Below are 18,357 nucleotides of genomic sequence, written 5' to 3'. Positions count from 1 at the left end.
GTCTAGTGGACGCCGTGCATGCGCTTCTTCAACCAAGGTGTCAGTAGTAGAAGCAAGATACCAAGCCCCACAGAAAGCGCACCAACATTGATAAAGAGCTGATTGGTTTTATCCATATCAAGCGCACCACCACTGGCATGCCCATCAACACCCATCAATGATGACAACCAACCTGCTTTATAGTTACCAATCGCGATGAACAGGAAGAATGTCCCCATGGTCATACCAACAATCCGCGCTGGCGAAAGCTTGGTAACCATCGACAAGCCAACCGGGCTCAAGCAAAGCTCCGCAGCCGTCAGGAAGAAATAAATCTCAACCATCCAGATAAAGCTTTTATCCACACCTTCATCCAGTGCCATACCCCAAGCGAAAACAAGATAACCTGCACCGATAAGAACAAGTGAAATAGCAAACTTGGCAGGTGTAGATGGCTCAATGCCTGCATGCCCCATGCGTGTCCACATCATGGCAAACACAGGTGCTAAAACAACAATAAAGAACGGGTTAAGTGTCTGAACTTGGCCCGCCGTTACTGTGATACCAAACAAATCACGATCAATTTGCTGATCAGCAATCAGCGTAAGCGATGCGCCCTGTTGTTCAAACAGCATCCAGAATACGGTCATGAAGATGAACAGGATCATAACAACAAAGATACGCTCGCGTTCTTCTTTAGTACATTTTGTGAAACCGTAGGCTAGCAAAATTGCCAACATGGCAATGCCTGTTCCGTCCAGCATGTAGCCGACAATTTCCTGAAACTGCAACATAACCCACATCAAGCCAACAAGCCCAACGCCAATAAGGTAAATCGTGTATTCCTTATTCAGGCCAATCGATGATTTTTCAGCAAGCATTTCAGGGTTAGGCGGATCAGCCCTGCCTTCAAGCAAATGCTGTCCCCAAAGGAATGTCATCAAACCAAACAACATACCAATGCCAGCCAAACCAAAGCCGTAGCCCCAGCCATATATCTCACCGACACCTGCAACAATGATGGTTGCGAGGAATGAGCCGATGTTTATACCCATATAGAAAATGGTGAAACCACCATCACGGCGCGGGTCTGTTGGACCATAAAGTGAGCCAACAACAGTTGAAATATTTGCCTTAAGGAAACCAACGCCTGTGATGATAAGCGCAAGAGACAGATAGAAAATACTGAGGTAGTTTTCATTGCGAACAACCACACCGTCAATCAACTGGGCTGTGGGGCCTTCGAATGCAAGACTAATATGCCCCAGAACCAGTAACAGCCCGCCGTAAACAACGGCTTTTCGGCTACCAAGATAACGGTCGGCGAAATAACCACCGAGAATTGGCAGCAAATATGTCATGCCAAGATAAGCACCGTAAATCAGGTTTGCCTCACCAGCATTGAACAGAAAATGTTTGGTGAGATACAACACCAAAATAGCGCGCATCCCGTAAAACGAAAAACGTTCCCACATTTCTGTTAAAAAGCAAATCGACAGTCCAATCGGATGACCAAGCAGTTCTCTTTCCTGAGAACCTTCGGTCGAAACAACAGCGTCGCTCATGTCCACCTCATGTAATTATTATTTTTGGCATAACCGGAAACGGTCTGCCCTCTCCCAATTTTATAAAAACAGCTTATGCTAACTTTCGCAATCAACGCTGTTTTCTCCCATGTCCTTCAAACCATATTTACGCATCAATTGCCAGCCCTTCAGACGCAAACATTCAACACTTTATCGCATATCAACGACTTTGAGCGGTTTCATGCCCTGCAGTATGCTGATTTAAGAACTCTACAGCAGCACGGTAATATATCCGCCGATGGTCTGTTCGTTTAAGCTGGTGTTCAGCATCCTTGATCACAATGAATGTATGTTCTTTGCCTTCTTGCTGTAGCGCCTTCGCCATACCAACGCCTTGATCAAAAGGCACGTTGGCATCTTTTGTTGCGTGCAACAAAAGAACAGGAAGCTTAATCAGGTCAGCACGGTATAGAGGAGACCGCCTCCTCAGCGAACGATTTGACAACCGCCCTTTAATACGCGGAACGGTCAGCAAACTGAACCGATGAGTATCGAAATATTCAGCTAGATGATACACTGAAGTAACACCGTTCAAACTTACGGCACACTCAAACAAGTCATCATCCTTAATAGCTGACATCAATGAGGCGTAACCGCCGTATGACCCGCCCATAACACACATATTACCATACGATGCATAACCACTTTCCAGCATCCACTCAGCAGCAGTGCGCACATCATCCTGCATATCGTTGCCCCACTGCGCATATCCTGCACGCCTCCATTTTTCGCCAAACCCGCTAGACCCTCGGAAATTTGGCTGCAGCACGCTATATCCATTTGCATTTAACCAGCGAACAATCGGGCTGTATCGGTCTGATGCGCGCCTTACGGGGCCACCATGTACAAGCACAACGGCCTTTCCTGTCGCACCGCCACTCGGTATGGACAAAATCGCGTGCATCGGGCCAAGGTCTTTGATCCGTTTACCTTTCAGCGGAATGTAAACACCTTGGCTTCGGGCACGCGGCAGGTCATCAAAGCTCTTATCAGACGCAACCTCCACTAATGTATCAGTCTCGGTATCTTTGATAAAATATCTGTGCGGACGCCAATTGGCGCGGCTGCGATAAAGCTTCACGCGCCTATCCGTACTCTCCGACACGAGTTCAATGTCTGAAACACCTGCTTCCCTCTGTGCAGAGGCTAGCTGCATTTTGTAGTCAGCACGCCAGATAAATTCTTCCTGTGCATTGCTGACATATGTAGCACCAACCAAAAAATTGCTGACAGGGTCAATGATGGCCGCATCAATATCAAAACGCCCATGGTGAGCCAGCCGCTCCATATATTCGCCAGTGCGTGTATCAACTCGCCATAAGGAGCGCGTGTTACTGTCGTGTGCCGCAATAACGGCAGCGGTTGCTCCGCCGGCCTCCACAGCAACAACTGACATAGGTGTATCTTTGAAATAGTCGTTTTCAGCGATCTTCGCCCAGGCACCGTCGGCACGGCGACCATATAATTGCTGCTTACGCCCACGGTACCCTTCGCCCATTTCAACTACGCCGCTAGGACTGGCCCACCAGCGAATTATCGGGCGCCATGCTCCCATAATTTTCTCAGAGATACCCGTTAGCGCATTAACGCGGTACACAGCTGGATAACCCGGCACACCCGGGTCTTCCCATTGCATTAATATATTGGCGGGGTCATCAGGCAAAGCACTTAAAAGAACGGGCAACAACTCATCTGGTTTTGGTCCAACACCATCTATGAGCGGCCGCAGACGCCCAACATGCGCGTCATATAGCACAAGGCCGTTTTCCTTAAGGGACAGAAGTAGCCGGCCACCACCAACCCATGAAAGCCAATTCAGATCAGAGCGTGTGTAAGGTAATCTTTCTGCATTGTGTTCATCGTCACCAACACGCCAAACCGCAATCTCTGGTTCGTTTTTATCACCCCGTAGTAAAGCCGCCAAATAATGCCCATCCGAGGACAAGCTAACAGCTGCAGCTTTGGGGGCTTGAGTCAATTGTTGCAATAAAAGGTCATCAAGCGCCCATGAAGGAAACGCTGTGGTTGCGAAAAAGGCAACTAGGATAAACATAACACGTCGAATCAAAACCATAGTTAAATCTAGCACGCACATGATCCATGTGAAAAGAAACAGTCGCTTGAATTGATGTTACTACCGTGTGATCAGGGACTAACAAACGGAATGTGGCAGCTTGATATCACGGCAAACTTGCCACAATTCGTATTTGATCCAGTTTAATGATATCATATGTTTGCAAAATCAACGGGTAAACCTTCATGTCCACACAGTGGAAAACCATCAAGCCTTCAGATATCCTCACCTCCGAGGAGCAGCACCGGCTGCGACAGCGTTCTGATAAAATGGGATACTGGCTGCTCATAAGTGCGTGGCTTTCTATCATAGGTGTGGCGACACTTTTTGTCGTATTCCCCAACGTTTTCACCTTCATACTAGCCCTCATTATCATTGGTAGCAGGCAACTCGGCCTATCAATTTTAATGCACGAGGCCAGCCATGGTTTGCTGTTTCGCACACGTAAGCTTAATGAATATCTGGGGCATCTATTTGCGGCAGCGCCGTTATTGATAAGCATGACAGAATACCGCAAGCGACATATGGCCCACCACCGCTTCACCCGTACAGAGAAGGATCCGGAAAACTATCTCTATACACCGTTTCCAGTGTCCAGCAGCAGCATGACCCGCAAGATTATCAGAGACCTGACAGGCATCGCTTTTGTACGCACACAATTTGGTATTTTTCGCGCCGTTTGGGGTGAAAGTCAGGGCCGCCCGGCACGTTTAAAAACCTTTTATGGCTGGACATTATTGTTTTACGTACCGTTCGTAGCGGCTTTTGCAGTATCGGGGCAGATGGATTTATTTCTGTTGATGTGGTTGCTACCCATGGCAACAACGCAGCAACTTTTCCTGAGGGTGCGCAATATAGCAGAACATGCTGCCGTTCCAGATGTCTCCAACCCACTGCAGAACAGCCGCACTACGCTTACCGGAACGTTAGGCCGCATGACGTTTGCGCCGTTCTGGGTCAATTATCATATCGAACATCACATGGTACCTTTTGTGCCGTGTTGGCGCTTGCCCGAGGTACACCGGATTATGATCTCCAAAGGCTTAGGCAAAGAGATGGAAATTCAGCACGGCTATGTGCAGGTGCTGAAAATAAACGCGGCGGCCTAAGCCGCCACGCCCCAACGTGCCTCTCAAAATTATTGTTCATTCATGCTTGAGCGTTAGTGCAGGACTTGTGTTAGATGCACGTACCGCATGAAACATTACCGTCAGCACAGCAATCATCAGTGCAATCATACTGGCTGTCAGGAACGGCACAGGCGTTAAATCTATCCGGTAAGCAAAACCTGCCAACCAATCACGCGTAATTAACCACGCCGCAGGCCATGCAATCAGATTTGCAATCAATACAGGTTTGGAGAACTGCCAGACCATCAAACGCACCACAGCGAATGTGCTGGCACCCATTAGTTTGCGCAGGCTGATTTCCTTTGTCCGTCGCTGTGCATTATAAGCGGCCTGACTAAACAGACCAATCGAAGAAACGAAGATTGCGAAGACGGCAAACACACCAAACAACTCGCCCCTCTGCTCGTCAGCTTGATACAAAAGGCCGTATCTTTCTTCGTACCACGACAAATTCATGGGGAATGCAGGGACATGGCGTTTCCAAAGAAGTTCAATGGCACGCTGCGTTTCTGTTTCCATGCCTTCAGCAACTTTCACGTTCAATACCGTTGCTGGTGCTTTTGGCACGAAGAAATTTAAAGGTTCTACTGAATCGCGCAGGCTACGCATGTTTACGTCTTCAACAACGCCGACGATGGTAATACGCTGGATCTCGCCAGCTTGATCATAGCTGAAGCTCTTGCCCACCGCATCTTCGGGGCTGGCATACCCTAAATATGAAACAGCGCGGCGATTCAAAATGCTGGTCATCTCAGTCACACCTTCGTCCGACGTGTATGTTTCATCAAGTGCACGGTCTGGATCGAACATGCGCCCAGCAATCAACTGTACATTCAAAAAGTCCAACACATCTGCATCTACAGGCATATCCTCAAGGTTATACGTTTTACCCGATGGATCGCCGTTTATCTGAAAGCTGTAGCCCCATAATCCACGCAACGGTAAATCACGGCGGGAAAATGCTGTATCGACAACACCTGGTAGTTTCTCAACTTCCTGTTTTATCGTCTCGGCAACAGGTGCAATTGATTTGTAAGCCATATTGCTAATGCTCAGGCGGTTCTTAATATCAAAGCCTAAATCTTTGTTACGGGTAAACTCGGTTTGAGCCATCACAATAAGTGTGACGGAAATCAAGCCGATTGATATAGCAAACTGCAATGTCACCAAAGCCGTACGCAGCTTACTGCCTTGCATTTTTGCTGACCCTGAAGAATGCAATACAGAAGCAGGCCGCACCCGCGTGATGTGAAACGCCGGATGCAAGCCCGCACCCAGCCCAACAACAACCAGCAAGCCTGCAACCATTAACATCGCAGTTGGGTCAGCTGCCAAATCAAGCGCCAAAAACTTTGTGATAAAATCATTGAACCACGGCAAGGCCAGTTCAACAATCGCAAGCGCTAACACCAGTGAGATAACAACGGTAATAGCAGTTTCCAACATAAACTGATTAATCAGTTGCCCGCGTCGGGCACCAACCACTTTGCGGAGCGCAATCTCTCTTGTTCGCAAGCTGGCGCGCGCTGTGGCCAGATTAATAAAATTAACACATGCAATGAAAATTATTAGCCCCGCAATAACAGCAAAACTGATCACCAGCCGCATATCGCCTGGCGGTTTTATCTGGAAACGGCCTGTTGATTTCAGGTGAATGTCGCGAACAGGCATTAACCGCATTTTCAGAAAGTCGCTGAACGGCGGCGTCATGCCCGGGGCATCAGCAAAATCTACGTTCCGGTCCAGAAAGGCCGGAATACTTTGTTCAATTTTAAGAGGGTCGGCGGTTTCTGCCAGCTTCACATAAGTATGCAGATTATGGGACTGCCAGTATGTTGCAATCCAAGGCTGTTCAACGTACCTGCCTGGCTCGAACAAGGCGAGGAAGTCAATGTCCAGATGCGTACTTTCAGGCAAGTCAGCAATAACACCAACGACCTTAAAGGAATAATCAACATCATCCGGATCAAGAATTTGCCCCACCGGATCAGCATTACCAAAATACTTTTTTGCCATGCTTTCCGTGATTAACAAAGATGTATTGTCCGCAAAAATAGCATTCCTATCGCCTGATAGTGTCGGAATATCAAAAATATCAAAAAAGCCTGGCTCAACATAAGCAACGGTATCAATGAATGCGTCTTGACCACGCAGAAACAGATGCCCTTCCTGGTAAAATCGGCTTATTTCCTCGATCTCGCTTGGGAAATCCTTGGCAAATGGTTCACTAACGCGCCCCGGTGAAAGTGCAATAAAGTTTCTGGAACCATCTTGGCGGGTCAATGACCCTTCAAGTCGGTATAGCCGGTCAGTATCAGCGCCCCAATCATCGTATGACAGCTCGTCGCGGATAAATAGAAGGATCAGGATTGCTGCTGCCAGTGCAACGGCCAACCCAACAATATTAATAATACCAAACTGCTTCTCGCGGCGCAGCGCCCTTAGTGCCACTGTCATATAATGATTAAACATTGCATCTATCCTTCGCTTATCATTTTGCACTTATTCTCAGCAGAAATCATGCCAGACAAACGAAAGTAATAAATCCATATTTAACAATGATTTACAGTGCCACGCACTTTCTATTCACTGCATCATGTTCATTTTCGAACACATAACTGTTCGCAATCGAACAATTGATGAAAGTGACAATTTCATAAAAGAATGCTAGCTTGCACTTATGCAAGAAATCCTGTCTGCCCTCCATCTTGAACACAATACCGAGGTAATTAACCCAGAGTATTTACCGTCACGTTTTGCTGTCAGCAAATTGGCTGCCTCATCAATTGGTGCAGTGGGCAGTGCTATCTCCGGCCTTGTCAAAACTATTGGTTTGAGAGCGTCTGAACCAGATGTGTTTGTAGATCAACGACTAGCTTCCCTTTGGTTCAACATGTCAATCCAGCCTATTGGGTGGCAACTCCCACCTGTCTGGGACGCTGTTGCAGGTGACTATGAAACACAAGACGGTTGGATCAAACTGCATACCAACCTGCCGCATCATCGCCGTGCTGCACTCTCTGTTCTCGGCGTGGAGGCAGACCGTAAAAAGGTAGCGTCTGCCGTGAAGAACTGGCGCGCGAATGATCTTGAAACAGCGATTGTAAAGGCTGGCGGCGTCGCTGCGCAAATGCGGTCCCGCACAGAATGGCAAGAACATCCACAAGGGCTTGCTGTGGCAGCGGAACCTCTGATTCATTGGGTAAACAAGCGCACCGGCAGCATCAGAAATTGGCACGGCACTGCCGCACGCCCCTTAAATGGTTTGCGCGTTCTCGATCTTACGCGCGTGCTGGCTGGCCCTGTTGCCACACGCACACTGGCTGCGTTCGGCGCAGAAGTCCTTCGTATCGATCCACCAGAATGGGACGAAGCCAATATCGTTCCTGATATTACTCTGGGTAAACGTTGTAGCTTTTTGAACCTCAAAGAACAAACAGATCGTCAGACTTTTGAACAACTACTCGCCAATGCTGATGTGCTTGTTCATGGTTATCGTTCAAATGCGCTCGAAAATTTGGGATACGGCTCATCCGTGCGCACCAGCTATGCACCACACTTGATTGAAGTATCACTAGACGCTTACGGCTGGACTGGGCCATGGGCAAAACGGCGCGGTTTTGACAGCCTTGTGCAAATGAGCTGCGGCATTGCAGATGCAGGTATGCATTGGGCAAACGCGCAAAAACCAACACCGTTACCAGTGCAAGCACTGGATCACGCAACAGGTTACATGATGGCCGCTGCCGCAATCCGTGCAATTGATATGGCTGTATTAGAGAAAAGCCTCACAAACGCACGCCTGTCTTTGGCGCGCACAGCAGAATTGCTGATGGCAAACATACAGCAACACGGCGGTACACTAAGCAAAGACGCTGAAGAAAGAGACTTTTCAACCGAGGTAGAACAGACCCCTTGGGGCCCGGCACAGCGCCTAAAGCCGCCACTGCATATTGAAGGAGCCCCGATGACATGGCCTTCACCAGCATGCAATCTGGGTAGCGTATTACCAAACTGGCTATAGCTTGTCTAAAGTCTCCATCACGCCATATGATTATGCAGGGACATAATAAAGGGAGAGACCTGTGAGCTGGAGAAAAATTGCTGGCACAATATTCGCCGTTGTTATCGTCGCTGGCGGCATATGGGGCTGGAGCTACTACCAAAAGATAAGGCCATTTCAGTTGTACCTCGACCCGGCTCTTGTGACAGAAAACTTCCGCACCTCCTTCGATGTATTTGGTGGCACGACTATAAAGGCACCCTCAAGCACACTGCCTTTCCGGCGATTAGACGGCATCACCTTACCTGAAACGTTTGAGTATGAAGGTGAGACCTATACCGTCAAAAGCATGTTAGACGACACCTTCACCACAGGTTTTCTGGTTGCAGTGGATGACCAAATCGTTCTTGAGGATTATTATCAGGGCGAGAGCGCAGATGATAAACACATTATGTTCTCTGTCTCGAAATCATTTGTATCCGCCATGATCGGTATCGCGATGAACGAAAGAAAATTCGATAGCATCGAAGACCCTATTACTAAATACCTGCCTGAACTGACCGCATCTGGTTACAACGACGTGCGCATTAAGGACATTCTGCAAATGTCGTCCGGTGTGTATTTTAACGAAGACTACAGCGACCCATTATCCGACGTGAACCAAATGGGACTGACAGTTGCTACTGGCGGTTCTTTGAATAAATTTGTTCTTTCGTTAAAGCAAAAACGAACCCCCGGCACCTATAATAATTATGTCAGCGTTGACACCCATGTGCTGGGTATGTTGCTAGCGAAAGTTACTGGCAAAAGTATCTCGGCTTATTTGCAGGAAAAAATCTGGCAGCCGCTAGGTATGGAATTTGATGCACACTGGCTAACAGACGGCAAAAACGTTGAAATGGCCATGGGTGGACTAAACGTAACATTACGAGACATGGCTCGAATGGGCAGATTGTATCTGAATGGTGGCAACATGAACGGCACACAGATTGTACCTGCACAATGGGTACAGGCGTCTATCACGCCGGATGCACCGCACCTTATGCCCGGCAAAGGCAACCCAGGTTCTGGCAACCCCAATGGATATGGCTATCAATGGTGGACACCGATCGAACCGCACGGTGACTTCTTTGCGGCAGGCATCTATTATCAATATATCTATATCGATCCAACCACAGGCGTAGTCATTGCCAAAACCTCAGCTGACCAAAAGTTCACTGACCCGAAGGAGCCGCGCAAAAAAGACCTTCAGGTTGCTGCATTTCAGGCCATTTCAACCCATGTTGCCGCACAGATGGCATCTGGCACAGCACTGGCAGATGACTGATGGCATCAAGCGCAACCTAAATACGCAAAAGCCGGGCATAACCCGGCTTTAGAAACACTAATATTCGCTGAATTAAGCCTTTAAAGGCCACCATCCATTGTTGGTATCGGCGCACCGTTTGTGCGGCAGCCATATGCCATACCCAAACCTTCATCTTTGTGGTTCAGCACAAATGATGTTGTACCTTCAGGGCAGGTAAATCGATCACGATCACCACTTGGTAGTGTAACCGTTATGCGGTCATAGTTTTCATAGTCACGGTAGTTGCGGTCGATACCGTCATCAGAGATTTTAACGGAACATGCACTGATGGTCAGGCAAGCAGCAGATACAAGTATAATGTTGATTGGTTTCATGTGATTGATCCTCGTATGTCGTTTTATGTTTTATTATTGCTATATTTTTATAGCTTGTATTGAGGATTTAGCCTGTGATCTCGGTGGACACAAGAGAAATATGCAGGTCTTAACACCAAGACCTGCATTGTTTTAAAATCGCGCGTTAACACCCACACGCACAAAACGGCGCTGTGCAACGGTGCGCAGACCCGTTGAAGACAGTGCTGAAATCACTTGTTTATCAAACAGGTTTTCAATGGCTGCCGTCAGATCAAACGCATCATTAAGGCGCATACTTGCACCGGCATTCACCGTGAATACACCGCCCAAACGCCGCGTATTAACATCATCATCAAACTGGCTGGACGCATAGCGACCTTCCAAACGCCACCATCCACCTGCGAGGTTTTGACGTAGACTAACATTACCGCTGTGACGCGGTGTTTGAACGGGACGGTTACCGATAAGTGCAGAGTTAGCATCAAACTGTGTAATGCGCGCGCGCGCATACAGATACTGCGCCGTAAGCTGCAGGCCATCCTGCATATCAATGCGGCCTTCAAATTCTACGCCGTCAATTTTGGTCCGGTCCACGTTTGCACGCTGGCGCAACACGCCGCCGCCCGGCACAAAACCACCCAAGGGGAAGAAGCCTGGCCCAAAGCCAACCGTAATATTACCAACGCCGTCGTTTAACCAATTGCGGAAAACGGTCACGCTGCCGCTAACTGTGTTTAGTGGGTTATAATCAAAGCCGGCCTCAATACCATATAGTGTTTCAGGGCTCAGGTTCGGGTTTGCTTCCGTAATATCGTTAACAACTCGAAACGGTCGGTAAAACTCATTCAGCGTAGGCAATCGCCAACTCTTAAAGGCTGCACTACGGAAGGTTATCGCACCTGTTAATGGGCGCTCATAACCAATACGACCAGAACCGATCCAATCAGAACGGTTTGGCACAGCGTCTTCGCGTACGGTTGATCCGTCTTCAAGGCTAAATTCGAACCGCTCACCATTGTAGGTCCGCCACCGGTCTAAGCGTGCAGAAACGGACAAGACACCCCAATCGCCTTCAGCTGTGTAATCGCCGTATGCACCGATAATCCACTGATCACCACCCGCACGGCGCTGGCGTGTGAAACCGGCACCCAGGTTACGGAAACGTTCATTGGTTTCACCGCTCATGCGGCGGCCATCAAGGCCAAACTCAAACCCACCACTTTGTACGCGCGCCAGAAAACCAGCGCCCCATCCAGGTACATCGAACTGGTCAAGCACAGGGCGTTCTGTTGAACGACCATCGCGTGCTGACGCAAACACATTTTCAAAATCCCGCGTACGGAAGTATGTAGTCAGCTCGTATGCAGGGCCACTATCGGGTCGATGCAAAATACGCAAAGATGTTTCAATACCATCCGTTTCGTTCGTTGCTTCGCTCAGGCCGTTTATGCGTTCTTCACCGAAATAACGAAGTCGCGCCGTAATCGTTGTTGCACTATCTAACTGGTATGCATAAGCAGCACCAACCGACCGCGCTTCGCTTGCCGCACGCACATCAACACTGCCACGATCTTCCTCGCGCAGCAGGAAGTCGCCGTCCGTTTCAAAGTAGCCTGCATCAATCGAAAACACAGAACGCTCACCTTGAATATGGGCGCTACCATTAACGCTGAAACTGTTATCCGAACCGTAGAAAGCTGATGCCTGATTAGCTGACACGGTTGCAATATCCACTGCACCCGCCAGCGCCTGCGCACCAAACGCGCCAGGTGAACCGCCTTTACGCACGGTAGCTGATTGAATCACCTGCCCCTGATATCCAGACCAGTATATCCATCCACCAAACGGATCATTTTGCGGCACACCATCTATGGTCACCAGCACACGTCCAGCAGCATTTGCACCAACACCGCGCATACTCAGGCCTTGTGTTGTAGGATGCGTTGTAAAGCTGTTGGCACGGCGAAACAAGCCAACACCGGGCACAGAACCCAGCAAGCTATCGAGCCGAAGAACAATACGTTCATTCAAATTAACGGACACAACAGATTGGCCTATCGCGGCAACCGGTAACCGCGCACCGGAAACAGTAATTTCTTCAGGAGAATTTGTATCTTGTGCGTTACTTGCGGCGTGACCGGACATCAGCGTCGCTGACAGGCCCACCATCGTTTTTAAAATTGGTCCGTACATAAGTCGCTATCGCCGCTATTTCTTTATTTGTTAGATAATCAAAAGACGTCATTTCATTTGAAAACTCGCCCTGCCCCGCACCTTCTGCTGCGCTGCCAAACAAGATCATATCTATGACCCCACCCTTGGCGCCGTTTGCACGCGGACTACCGATTAGTTCGGGCTGCATAAATGGCACACCGCCACCATCAAACTGATGGCAGACAGCACAGTTTTCCTCATATAATGCTTTGCCCGCGGGTACTTCTGGTGTGCCTTGCGCAAACGTGGGGACAACTGCAGCAACACACAGTGCTGCTGCAGCAATAATGTTATTCGCCTTCATATGTTATTTTCCATATACGCCCACCTGCCATGGAACTTGCAATATACATTGCGCCGCTAGCGTCTTCCGCGAGGCCCATCGGGCGATGCTTGGCATCACGCGGCGATGCAATCGGGCCATCGCCCGCAAAACCATTGGCAAAAGTAATCCAGTCACCAGCAACATTGCCATCATCATCAAGCGGCACATAAACAACACGGTAACCTTGCTGTGGCATCGGTGCTCTGTTCCATGAACCATGGAAGGCAATAAACGCACCTTTGCGGTACTCTGCAGGCATCGCGTCGCCTTTCAGGAACATCAAACCATTCGGTGCCCAGTGCCCCGGAAAACCAACCAACGGTTTTTGTCCTTCATCAGATACAGTTTTCCCGTCACCGCCGTATTCAGGCATCACCATACGCTCACCAACTTCATGGTTATAGTAGCTATAAGGCCAACCAAGGTCCGCACCTTCAGCTACTTTATGAAATTCTTCCGATGGTAATTCCGCGCTTTGTTCATTTGTGAACATATCAGGGAAGAAGCTGGCCAACTGATCACGGCCGTGCTGTGCAACATAAAGACTATCTGCATGCGAGTTCCACGACAGAGCAATACCGTTACGAATGCCGGTTGCGTATCGTTGCCCGTCTTTCATTTGGTCCTGGTTCGGTGTTGCGGCATCAAATTTCCATACGCCGCCGTATTCTTCAAGAATGGGGCATGGACGCATACCCGGCGAACCTTTTTTGCGCATTTCGCGCATACATGCGTTCGACGGTGCGCCAACATTTACATACAGCCCACCTTTGCCATCAAAGGTCATGTTTTTGGTAGCATGTTGCGTTTCTTTATTGAAACCAACAGCGATCATTGTTGCATCCCCTTTGGGTGCGCCGCCTGCCGGCAATGGCCAGCGCATCACTGCTGTGTCTGTCCCATAGTAAAGATAACCATCATATACGCCGATGCCGGTACCCTGCATATCAGGTGCAAAATACTCAGTTTTATCAATAACGCCGTCACCGTCACTATCATGCATAGCCACAGCACCAACATTCACATCATAGCCTGATACGTCTTTTTTACGGAACAAAGCGCCGTATACCCAACCGTTTTCAGCAGCAACAATATGCCGTACAGGGCCCACGCCCTCAGCAAACACCGTCGCCTTAAAGCCTGCGGGCAATGCAACGCCTGTTTGAGGATCAGCTGGGGTGCCATCCGGAACACCTTCCATATCTGCAGCAACTACTGTGGTTATGCTGGTTGCCAGCAAACTCATTCCAACTATTTTTGCAATCATGTCTTTTCTCCCACCCATTGAAGGCCTATCTGTTGCGTGTATGCTATACGCGGGAACCACTGTAAGATCAAAACCAAATGTCCCCGTTCGAAATCAACAAAAGTTGTTTGCGCTATAATATAACAAAAATCAACCTAACGAAATTGAACAGTGATACACGAAAGTGAAGACCATATGGCACTGACCAAATCTGATACTAGCGAACCGGACTTTAACACACCTAATCCAGCGACCTATGATTTGTTGATGACGCGCCGGTCTGTTCGCACCCGCGACATGGCAAGCCCGGGGCCAGACCACAACGCAATAAAAAAGATTTTGGCCGCCGGTATGCGTGTGCCTGACCACGGCAAACTGGCTCCCTGGCGCTTTATTGTGCTAACGGGGCCAGAGCGCGCCAAGCTCGGTAAAGCCATTCAGGATGGTATGATTGCCGAGTTTGAGAGCAGCCCCAAAGTGGCTGAAAAAATGAGCGGCTATGCTACACAATCACCGGCGCTGATCATTGCGATATATTCTCCTAACGATAGCCGCCCTATCCCTGAATGGGAACAGCAGCTCTCAACAGGCGCGGCTTGTCAAAATATGATTATTGCTGCCACAGCGCTTGGGTATGCAGCACAGTGGCTTACCGGCTGGGCAAGCTACAGCAAGTATGTAGCTAAAGCGCTTCAAATGAAGCCCAAAGAAAAAATCGCAGGCTTTATGTTCTTCGGCGATCATACAGAAAACCCTAAAGAACGCCCGCGCCCCGACCCGGAAGATCATACCATATGGGGGTGGCCTGCCGATGTTGCTGAGTAAAGCATACACGCCTGCACAAACTTTCCTTGATCTGGGTGATGGCTTCGCTGATCCGGTAAAAGCCGCTGATTTCCCAAAAACCATCCTGCGTTACCGCAACAACAAGGCTGCAAAGTCTGTGGGGCTGGATGGTTTATCGGACGATGAATGGTTAGCCCATTTTGGACGGTTTGAAACACTGCCGGGCACAATGCCTGAACCGCTCGCGCAGCGATACCACGGGCATCAATTTAGACACTATAACCCTGAAATTGGTGATGGGCGGGGTTTCCTGTTTGCCCAGATGCGCGACGACCAAAATCGTTTGATGGACCTTGGCACTAAAGGCAGCGGCACCACGCCATATAGCCGGTCAGGTGATGGGCGGCTAACATTAAAAGGCGGTGTACGTGAAATTCTGGCAACTGAAATGCTGGAAGCACTCGGCGTTAACACGTCCAAAACTTTTTCTATCATTGAGACAGGTGAAAGCCTGCACCGCGGCGATGAGCCATCACCGACACGGTCCGCCGTCATGGTACGCCTTAACCACGGCCATATCCGCATCGGCACTTTTCAACGCCACGCATTTTATAGCGACACTGAACGCTTGAACATACTCGTGGATTATTGCCTGAAGCATTATTACGGCATCACACCAAAAGGTAACGCATCAGACAGAGCCCTTGAGTTCCTTAGCCTCGTTAACCAGCGCGTGGCCGTGCAAGCCGCAGAACTGATGGCCGCAGGGTTTGTTCACGGCGTTTTAAATACCGACAATATCAATATTACTGGCGAAGTATTTGACTTTGGGCCCTGGCGCTTCCTTCCCACGATGGATCTCGCTTTCACAGCCGCATACTTTGACGAACAGGGACTATACTCCTTTGGTCGTCAACCTGACGCACTGCATTGGAATATATATCAGCTTGGCGGTTCATTCGGTGACATATGCGAAGAAAACGACCTGAAACAAGCGCTCGCTGATTTTCCAAAAATCTATCTTAACGCAATCAGAGAAAAGCTTTTGAACCGCCTTGGCATCAAATCCAAAGGCGACACAGAAGATGATGCTCTGTTAACACTTGTAAACGAGTTTATGACCACAGAAAACTTCCCGTATGAACGGTTTTTCTTTGACTGGTACGGCGGCAGTGTAAGCGTTGAACGAGCAATGATTGGCCCGGAAGCACATCGTTACTGCAAGGAAAGTTATAAACGGTTAGTAACAACACTTGCATCTTATAGCCCGTCAAACCCGCAAGCGTTAAATACCGCATACTTCTTGGGTAATGGGCCTGAGACATTATTGCTCGAAGAAGTCGAGGCGCTGTGGGCACCAATAACAGACAACGATGATTGGCAACCGTTGAACAAGAAAATTGATGCTATCCGCGAAATGGGTGCAGCACTGCAACCGCGTGGTTATTAAGGTAAATCAAGTGTTGGGTTTTAATATATGAAGTTTCTGGCCGTATCAGGCAGTACCCGCACTGCGTCTACAAACACGGCATTGCTGAAAGCCTGCGCTGCAATAACGCCGCCACCTGATATGATCCATGTATACAGTGATCTGGCCAGATTGCCTATATTCTCGCCTGACCTCGAAGGCGACAAAACACCTTCTGCCGTATTGTCTTTCTGCCACCTTATCAGCAAGGCAGACGGTGTCATCATATGCAGCCCCGAGTATGTTCACGCCATTCCTGGCGGCCTGAAAAATGCGATAGACTGGCTCGTGTCACGCGAAGAAATCGCCAACAAACCTATTGCTTTACTGCACGGGTCGCACCGCGGTGATGATATGTTAAAGTCACTGTCTCTGGTGCTGAAAACTGTATCTGATCAATATTCTGACACCATCTTCGAGAGGTTTGATGTGCTTGATAGAACAGCCGAAGACATTCAGGCATTCATGCATGAGCCAGAGAATGATGCTCGGCTTCAGGGTTTTATTGACGCATTCAGACAGCATATCCTAGCGTGACGCCAAACGTTAACCACTCTGTCACAGAATACGTTTATAGCTTTGTGCAGAAACATTTGAAATGTGGACATTGATGATGAAAAACCACCTCGTTCTATTTGCTTTGCTGTCACTGGCTAGTATTTCAACACAAATACATGCACAAGAAGATAGGCAAACCGTTATTCTGGTTGGCATCGACGGATTACGTGCTGATGCAATTGATCGGGCAAATGCACCAAACATGCGCGCCCTTGCCGCACGAGGCGTTCGGGCAGAAGGCATGACCCCAGCCATGCCATCAAAGACATTCGTGAACCTATATTCTCTCGCGACCGGCCTTCATCCAAAAAACCACGGCATAGTCTCTAACTATTTCTATGATCGCACAATCGGCCGCGAGATGGACCGAAGCCGGGACATTCAAGACGCCCGCTGGTGGGGCGGCGAACCCATTTGGGTAACCGCCGAAAAGCAGGGCGTGAGAACAGGTACAAACACGTGGCTTGGTGCTGAAGCACCGGTTGGCGGTGTTCAGCCAACCTACTGGAATCCATACACGAAAAGCCACAAAAGCAAGGTTTATGCAGCGCGCGTTGACCAGGTATTGGAATGGCTTGATTTACCTGACGGCAAAAATATACGGCTCGGTACACTTTATTTCTCCGCAGTTGATGATGCCGCGCACCAGAACCATGTGAATTCACCGGAGGAACTGCAGGCCATAGAAATGATGGACAAAATCATGGGACGGCTTGTCAAAGGCCTGAAAGATCGCGGGCTATATGAACGCACCAATATAATCATAGTATCAGACCACGGCATGACCGACCTTTCACCTGAGCGGATCATTAACCTTGACACTATTATGGATGTCACGCCCTTTATCACGCCCGATTGGAACCGGTCATACGGCGCAGCTTATCTTGCCTTCATGAACTTGTACGGTGACGAGAATGCGATTGAAGATGCCTTCCAGAAACTAAACGGCGCACACCCACACCTTAAAGTTCTGCGCCGAGGTGCCTTCCCTGAGAATTATCATTTTGATCATCCTGACCGCGAGCCTGACCTGATGTTACTCGCTGATCCGGGTTGGGTAGTCTATGCCACCGAGGACAAGGCACCTCCACCCGCCTACCTGCCGTTTTTAAAGGCCACTCATGGGTTTGACAACTTGCATCCGGATATGCGCGCCACCTTCATTGCTTCAGGCCCTTCCTTCAAAGAGGGCACGGTTACAAAGCCTTTCAACAACATTGAAGTCTACGGCATCATTGCCTGCGCACTTGACATCACCCCCGCCAAAACAGACGGCAATATCGCAAACGTGCAAGATATGATGACAAAGTCATGCAAATAAAC

14 protein-coding genes are annotated in these 18,357 nt (G+C 49.0%); 7 read left to right on the top strand and 7 right to left on the bottom strand.

The window, feature by feature from the left end; translation table 11 throughout:
• Positions 1-2 precede the first annotated feature (2 nt).
• Together OEU88_RS06385 and OEU88_RS06380 are read right to left on the bottom strand one after the other, a co-directional pair.
• Complete coding sequence (locus tag OEU88_RS06385; protein ID WP_262694302.1) at positions 3-1,544, bottom strand: peptide MFS transporter; 1,542 nt, start codon at positions 1,542-1,544, stop codon at positions 3-5.
• Between the two features lie 181 nt (positions 1,545-1,725).
• On the bottom strand, positions 1,726-3,654 hold the full coding sequence (locus OEU88_RS06380; RefSeq protein WP_262694301.1) for an alpha/beta hydrolase family protein: 1,929 nt from the start codon (positions 3,652-3,654) through the stop codon (positions 1,726-1,728).
• 170 nt (positions 3,655-3,824) lie between these two features.
• Here OEU88_RS06380 and OEU88_RS06375 point away from each other — a divergent pair, with 170 nt between their 5' ends.
• Entirely contained in the window at positions 3,825-4,748 is a 924-nt protein-coding gene (locus OEU88_RS06375; protein ID WP_262694300.1) for a fatty acid desaturase family protein, read from the top strand.
• A gap of 36 nt (positions 4,749-4,784) precedes the next feature.
• On the opposite strand, the gene OEU88_RS06370 is transcribed toward OEU88_RS06375, so the two are convergent.
• The gene (locus tag OEU88_RS06370; protein WP_262694299.1) at positions 4,785-7,241 is read right to left on the bottom strand and encodes an ABC transporter permease; all 2,457 of its coding nucleotides are present in this window, start codon (positions 7,239-7,241) and stop codon (positions 4,785-4,787) included.
• Between the two features lie 208 nt (positions 7,242-7,449).
• On the opposite strand from OEU88_RS06370, the gene OEU88_RS06365 reads away from it, so the two are divergent.
• Together OEU88_RS06365 and OEU88_RS06360 are read left to right on the top strand one after the other, a co-directional pair.
• Complete coding sequence (locus OEU88_RS06365) at positions 7,450-8,793, top strand: CoA transferase (RefSeq protein WP_262694298.1); 1,344 nt, start codon at positions 7,450-7,452, stop codon at positions 8,791-8,793.
• A gap of 61 nt (positions 8,794-8,854) precedes the next feature.
• Positions 8,855-10,099: a serine hydrolase domain-containing protein gene (locus tag OEU88_RS06360; RefSeq protein ID WP_262694297.1), complete on the top strand. Its 1,245-nt coding sequence runs from the start codon at positions 8,855-8,857 to the stop codon at positions 10,097-10,099.
• Positions 10,100-10,179: 80 nt separating this feature from the next.
• Here OEU88_RS06360 and OEU88_RS06355 read toward each other — a convergent pair whose 3' ends face one another.
• From OEU88_RS06355 to OEU88_RS06340, 4 genes are all read right to left on the bottom strand, one after another.
• Complete coding sequence (locus tag OEU88_RS06355) at positions 10,180-10,455, bottom strand: hypothetical protein (protein ID WP_262694296.1); 276 nt, start codon at positions 10,453-10,455, stop codon at positions 10,180-10,182.
• 132 nt (positions 10,456-10,587) lie between these two features.
• Positions 10,588-12,630 (bottom strand): TonB-dependent receptor, encoded by a 2,043-nt coding sequence (locus OEU88_RS06350; RefSeq protein WP_262694295.1) that lies wholly within the window; start codon positions 12,628-12,630, stop codon positions 10,588-10,590.
• Positions 12,560-12,955, bottom strand: coding sequence for a c-type cytochrome (locus OEU88_RS06345; protein WP_262694294.1), 396 nt, complete (start codon positions 12,953-12,955; stop codon positions 12,560-12,562). Before OEU88_RS06345 ends, OEU88_RS06350 begins: the two co-directional genes overlap by 71 nt.
• Positions 12,942-14,243, bottom strand: a complete 1,302-nt coding sequence (locus OEU88_RS06340) for a PQQ-dependent sugar dehydrogenase (RefSeq protein ID WP_262694293.1) — start codon at positions 14,241-14,243, stop codon at positions 12,942-12,944. Before OEU88_RS06340 ends, OEU88_RS06345 begins: the two co-directional genes overlap by 14 nt.
• A gap of 174 nt (positions 14,244-14,417) precedes the next feature.
• Between OEU88_RS06340 and OEU88_RS06335 the strand changes: the two genes are divergently transcribed.
• The 4 genes from OEU88_RS06335 to OEU88_RS06320 all read left to right on the top strand — a co-directional run bounded on the left by OEU88_RS06335 (position 14,418) and on the right by OEU88_RS06320 (position 18,355).
• Positions 14,418-15,047, top strand: coding sequence for a nitroreductase family protein (locus OEU88_RS06335; RefSeq protein ID WP_262694292.1), 630 nt, complete (start codon positions 14,418-14,420; stop codon positions 15,045-15,047).
• A complete protein-coding gene (locus OEU88_RS06330) occupies positions 15,034-16,458 on the top strand; it encodes a protein adenylyltransferase SelO family protein (protein WP_262694291.1) in 1,425 nt (474 codons plus the stop codon). Before OEU88_RS06335 ends, OEU88_RS06330 begins: the two co-directional genes overlap by 14 nt.
• 27 nt (positions 16,459-16,485) lie before the next feature.
• Positions 16,486-17,013 (top strand): NADPH-dependent FMN reductase, encoded by a 528-nt coding sequence (locus OEU88_RS06325; RefSeq protein WP_262694290.1) that lies wholly within the window; start codon positions 16,486-16,488, stop codon positions 17,011-17,013.
• Between the two features lie 73 nt (positions 17,014-17,086).
• Positions 17,087-18,355 (top strand): alkaline phosphatase family protein, encoded by a 1,269-nt coding sequence (locus OEU88_RS06320; RefSeq protein WP_262694289.1) that lies wholly within the window; start codon positions 17,087-17,089, stop codon positions 18,353-18,355.
• The last annotated feature ends 2 nt before the right edge of the window (positions 18,356-18,357 follow it).

This window comes from Kordiimonas aquimaris (assembly GCF_025574485.1).
Classification (GTDB): Bacteria; Pseudomonadota; Alphaproteobacteria; order Sphingomonadales; family Kordiimonadaceae; genus Kordiimonas; species Kordiimonas aquimaris.
The sequence above is the reverse complement of the archived record's forward strand: the minus strand, read 5'-3'. Positions and strand labels throughout refer to the sequence as shown.

What these genes read in the sequence shown, in the direction of transcription:
- OEU88_RS06340 (WP_262694293.1), bottom strand. Translation starts at nt 14,243, where the DNA reads ATGATTGCAAAAATAGTTGGAATGAGTTTGCTGGCAACCAGCATAACC.
- OEU88_RS06330 (WP_262694291.1), top strand. Translation starts at nt 15,034, where the DNA reads ATGTTGCTGAGTAAAGCATACACGCCTGCACAAACTTTCCTTGATCTG.
- OEU88_RS06385 (WP_262694302.1), bottom strand. Translation starts at nt 1,544, where the DNA reads ATGAGCGACGCTGTTGTTTCGACCGAAGGTTCTCAGGAAAGAGAACTG.
- OEU88_RS06335 (WP_262694292.1), top strand. Translation starts at nt 14,418, where the DNA reads ATGGCACTGACCAAATCTGATACTAGCGAACCGGACTTTAACACACCT.
- OEU88_RS06325 (WP_262694290.1), top strand. Translation starts at nt 16,486, where the DNA reads ATGAAGTTTCTGGCCGTATCAGGCAGTACCCGCACTGCGTCTACAAAC.
- OEU88_RS06355 (WP_262694296.1), bottom strand. Translation starts at nt 10,455, where the DNA reads ATGAAACCAATCAACATTATACTTGTATCTGCTGCTTGCCTGACCATC.
- OEU88_RS06375 (WP_262694300.1), top strand. Translation starts at nt 3,825, where the DNA reads ATGTCCACACAGTGGAAAACCATCAAGCCTTCAGATATCCTCACCTCC.
- OEU88_RS06350 (WP_262694295.1), bottom strand. Translation starts at nt 12,630, where the DNA reads ATGTACGGACCAATTTTAAAAACGATGGTGGGCCTGTCAGCGACGCTG.
- OEU88_RS06345 (WP_262694294.1), bottom strand. Translation starts at nt 12,955, where the DNA reads ATGAAGGCGAATAACATTATTGCTGCAGCAGCACTGTGTGTTGCTGCA.
- OEU88_RS06370 (WP_262694299.1), bottom strand. Translation starts at nt 7,241, where the DNA reads ATGTTTAATCATTATATGACAGTGGCACTAAGGGCGCTGCGCCGCGAG.
- OEU88_RS06320 (WP_262694289.1), top strand. Translation starts at nt 17,087, where the DNA reads ATGATGAAAAACCACCTCGTTCTATTTGCTTTGCTGTCACTGGCTAGT.
- OEU88_RS06365 (WP_262694298.1), top strand. Translation starts at nt 7,450, where the DNA reads ATGCAAGAAATCCTGTCTGCCCTCCATCTTGAACACAATACCGAGGTA.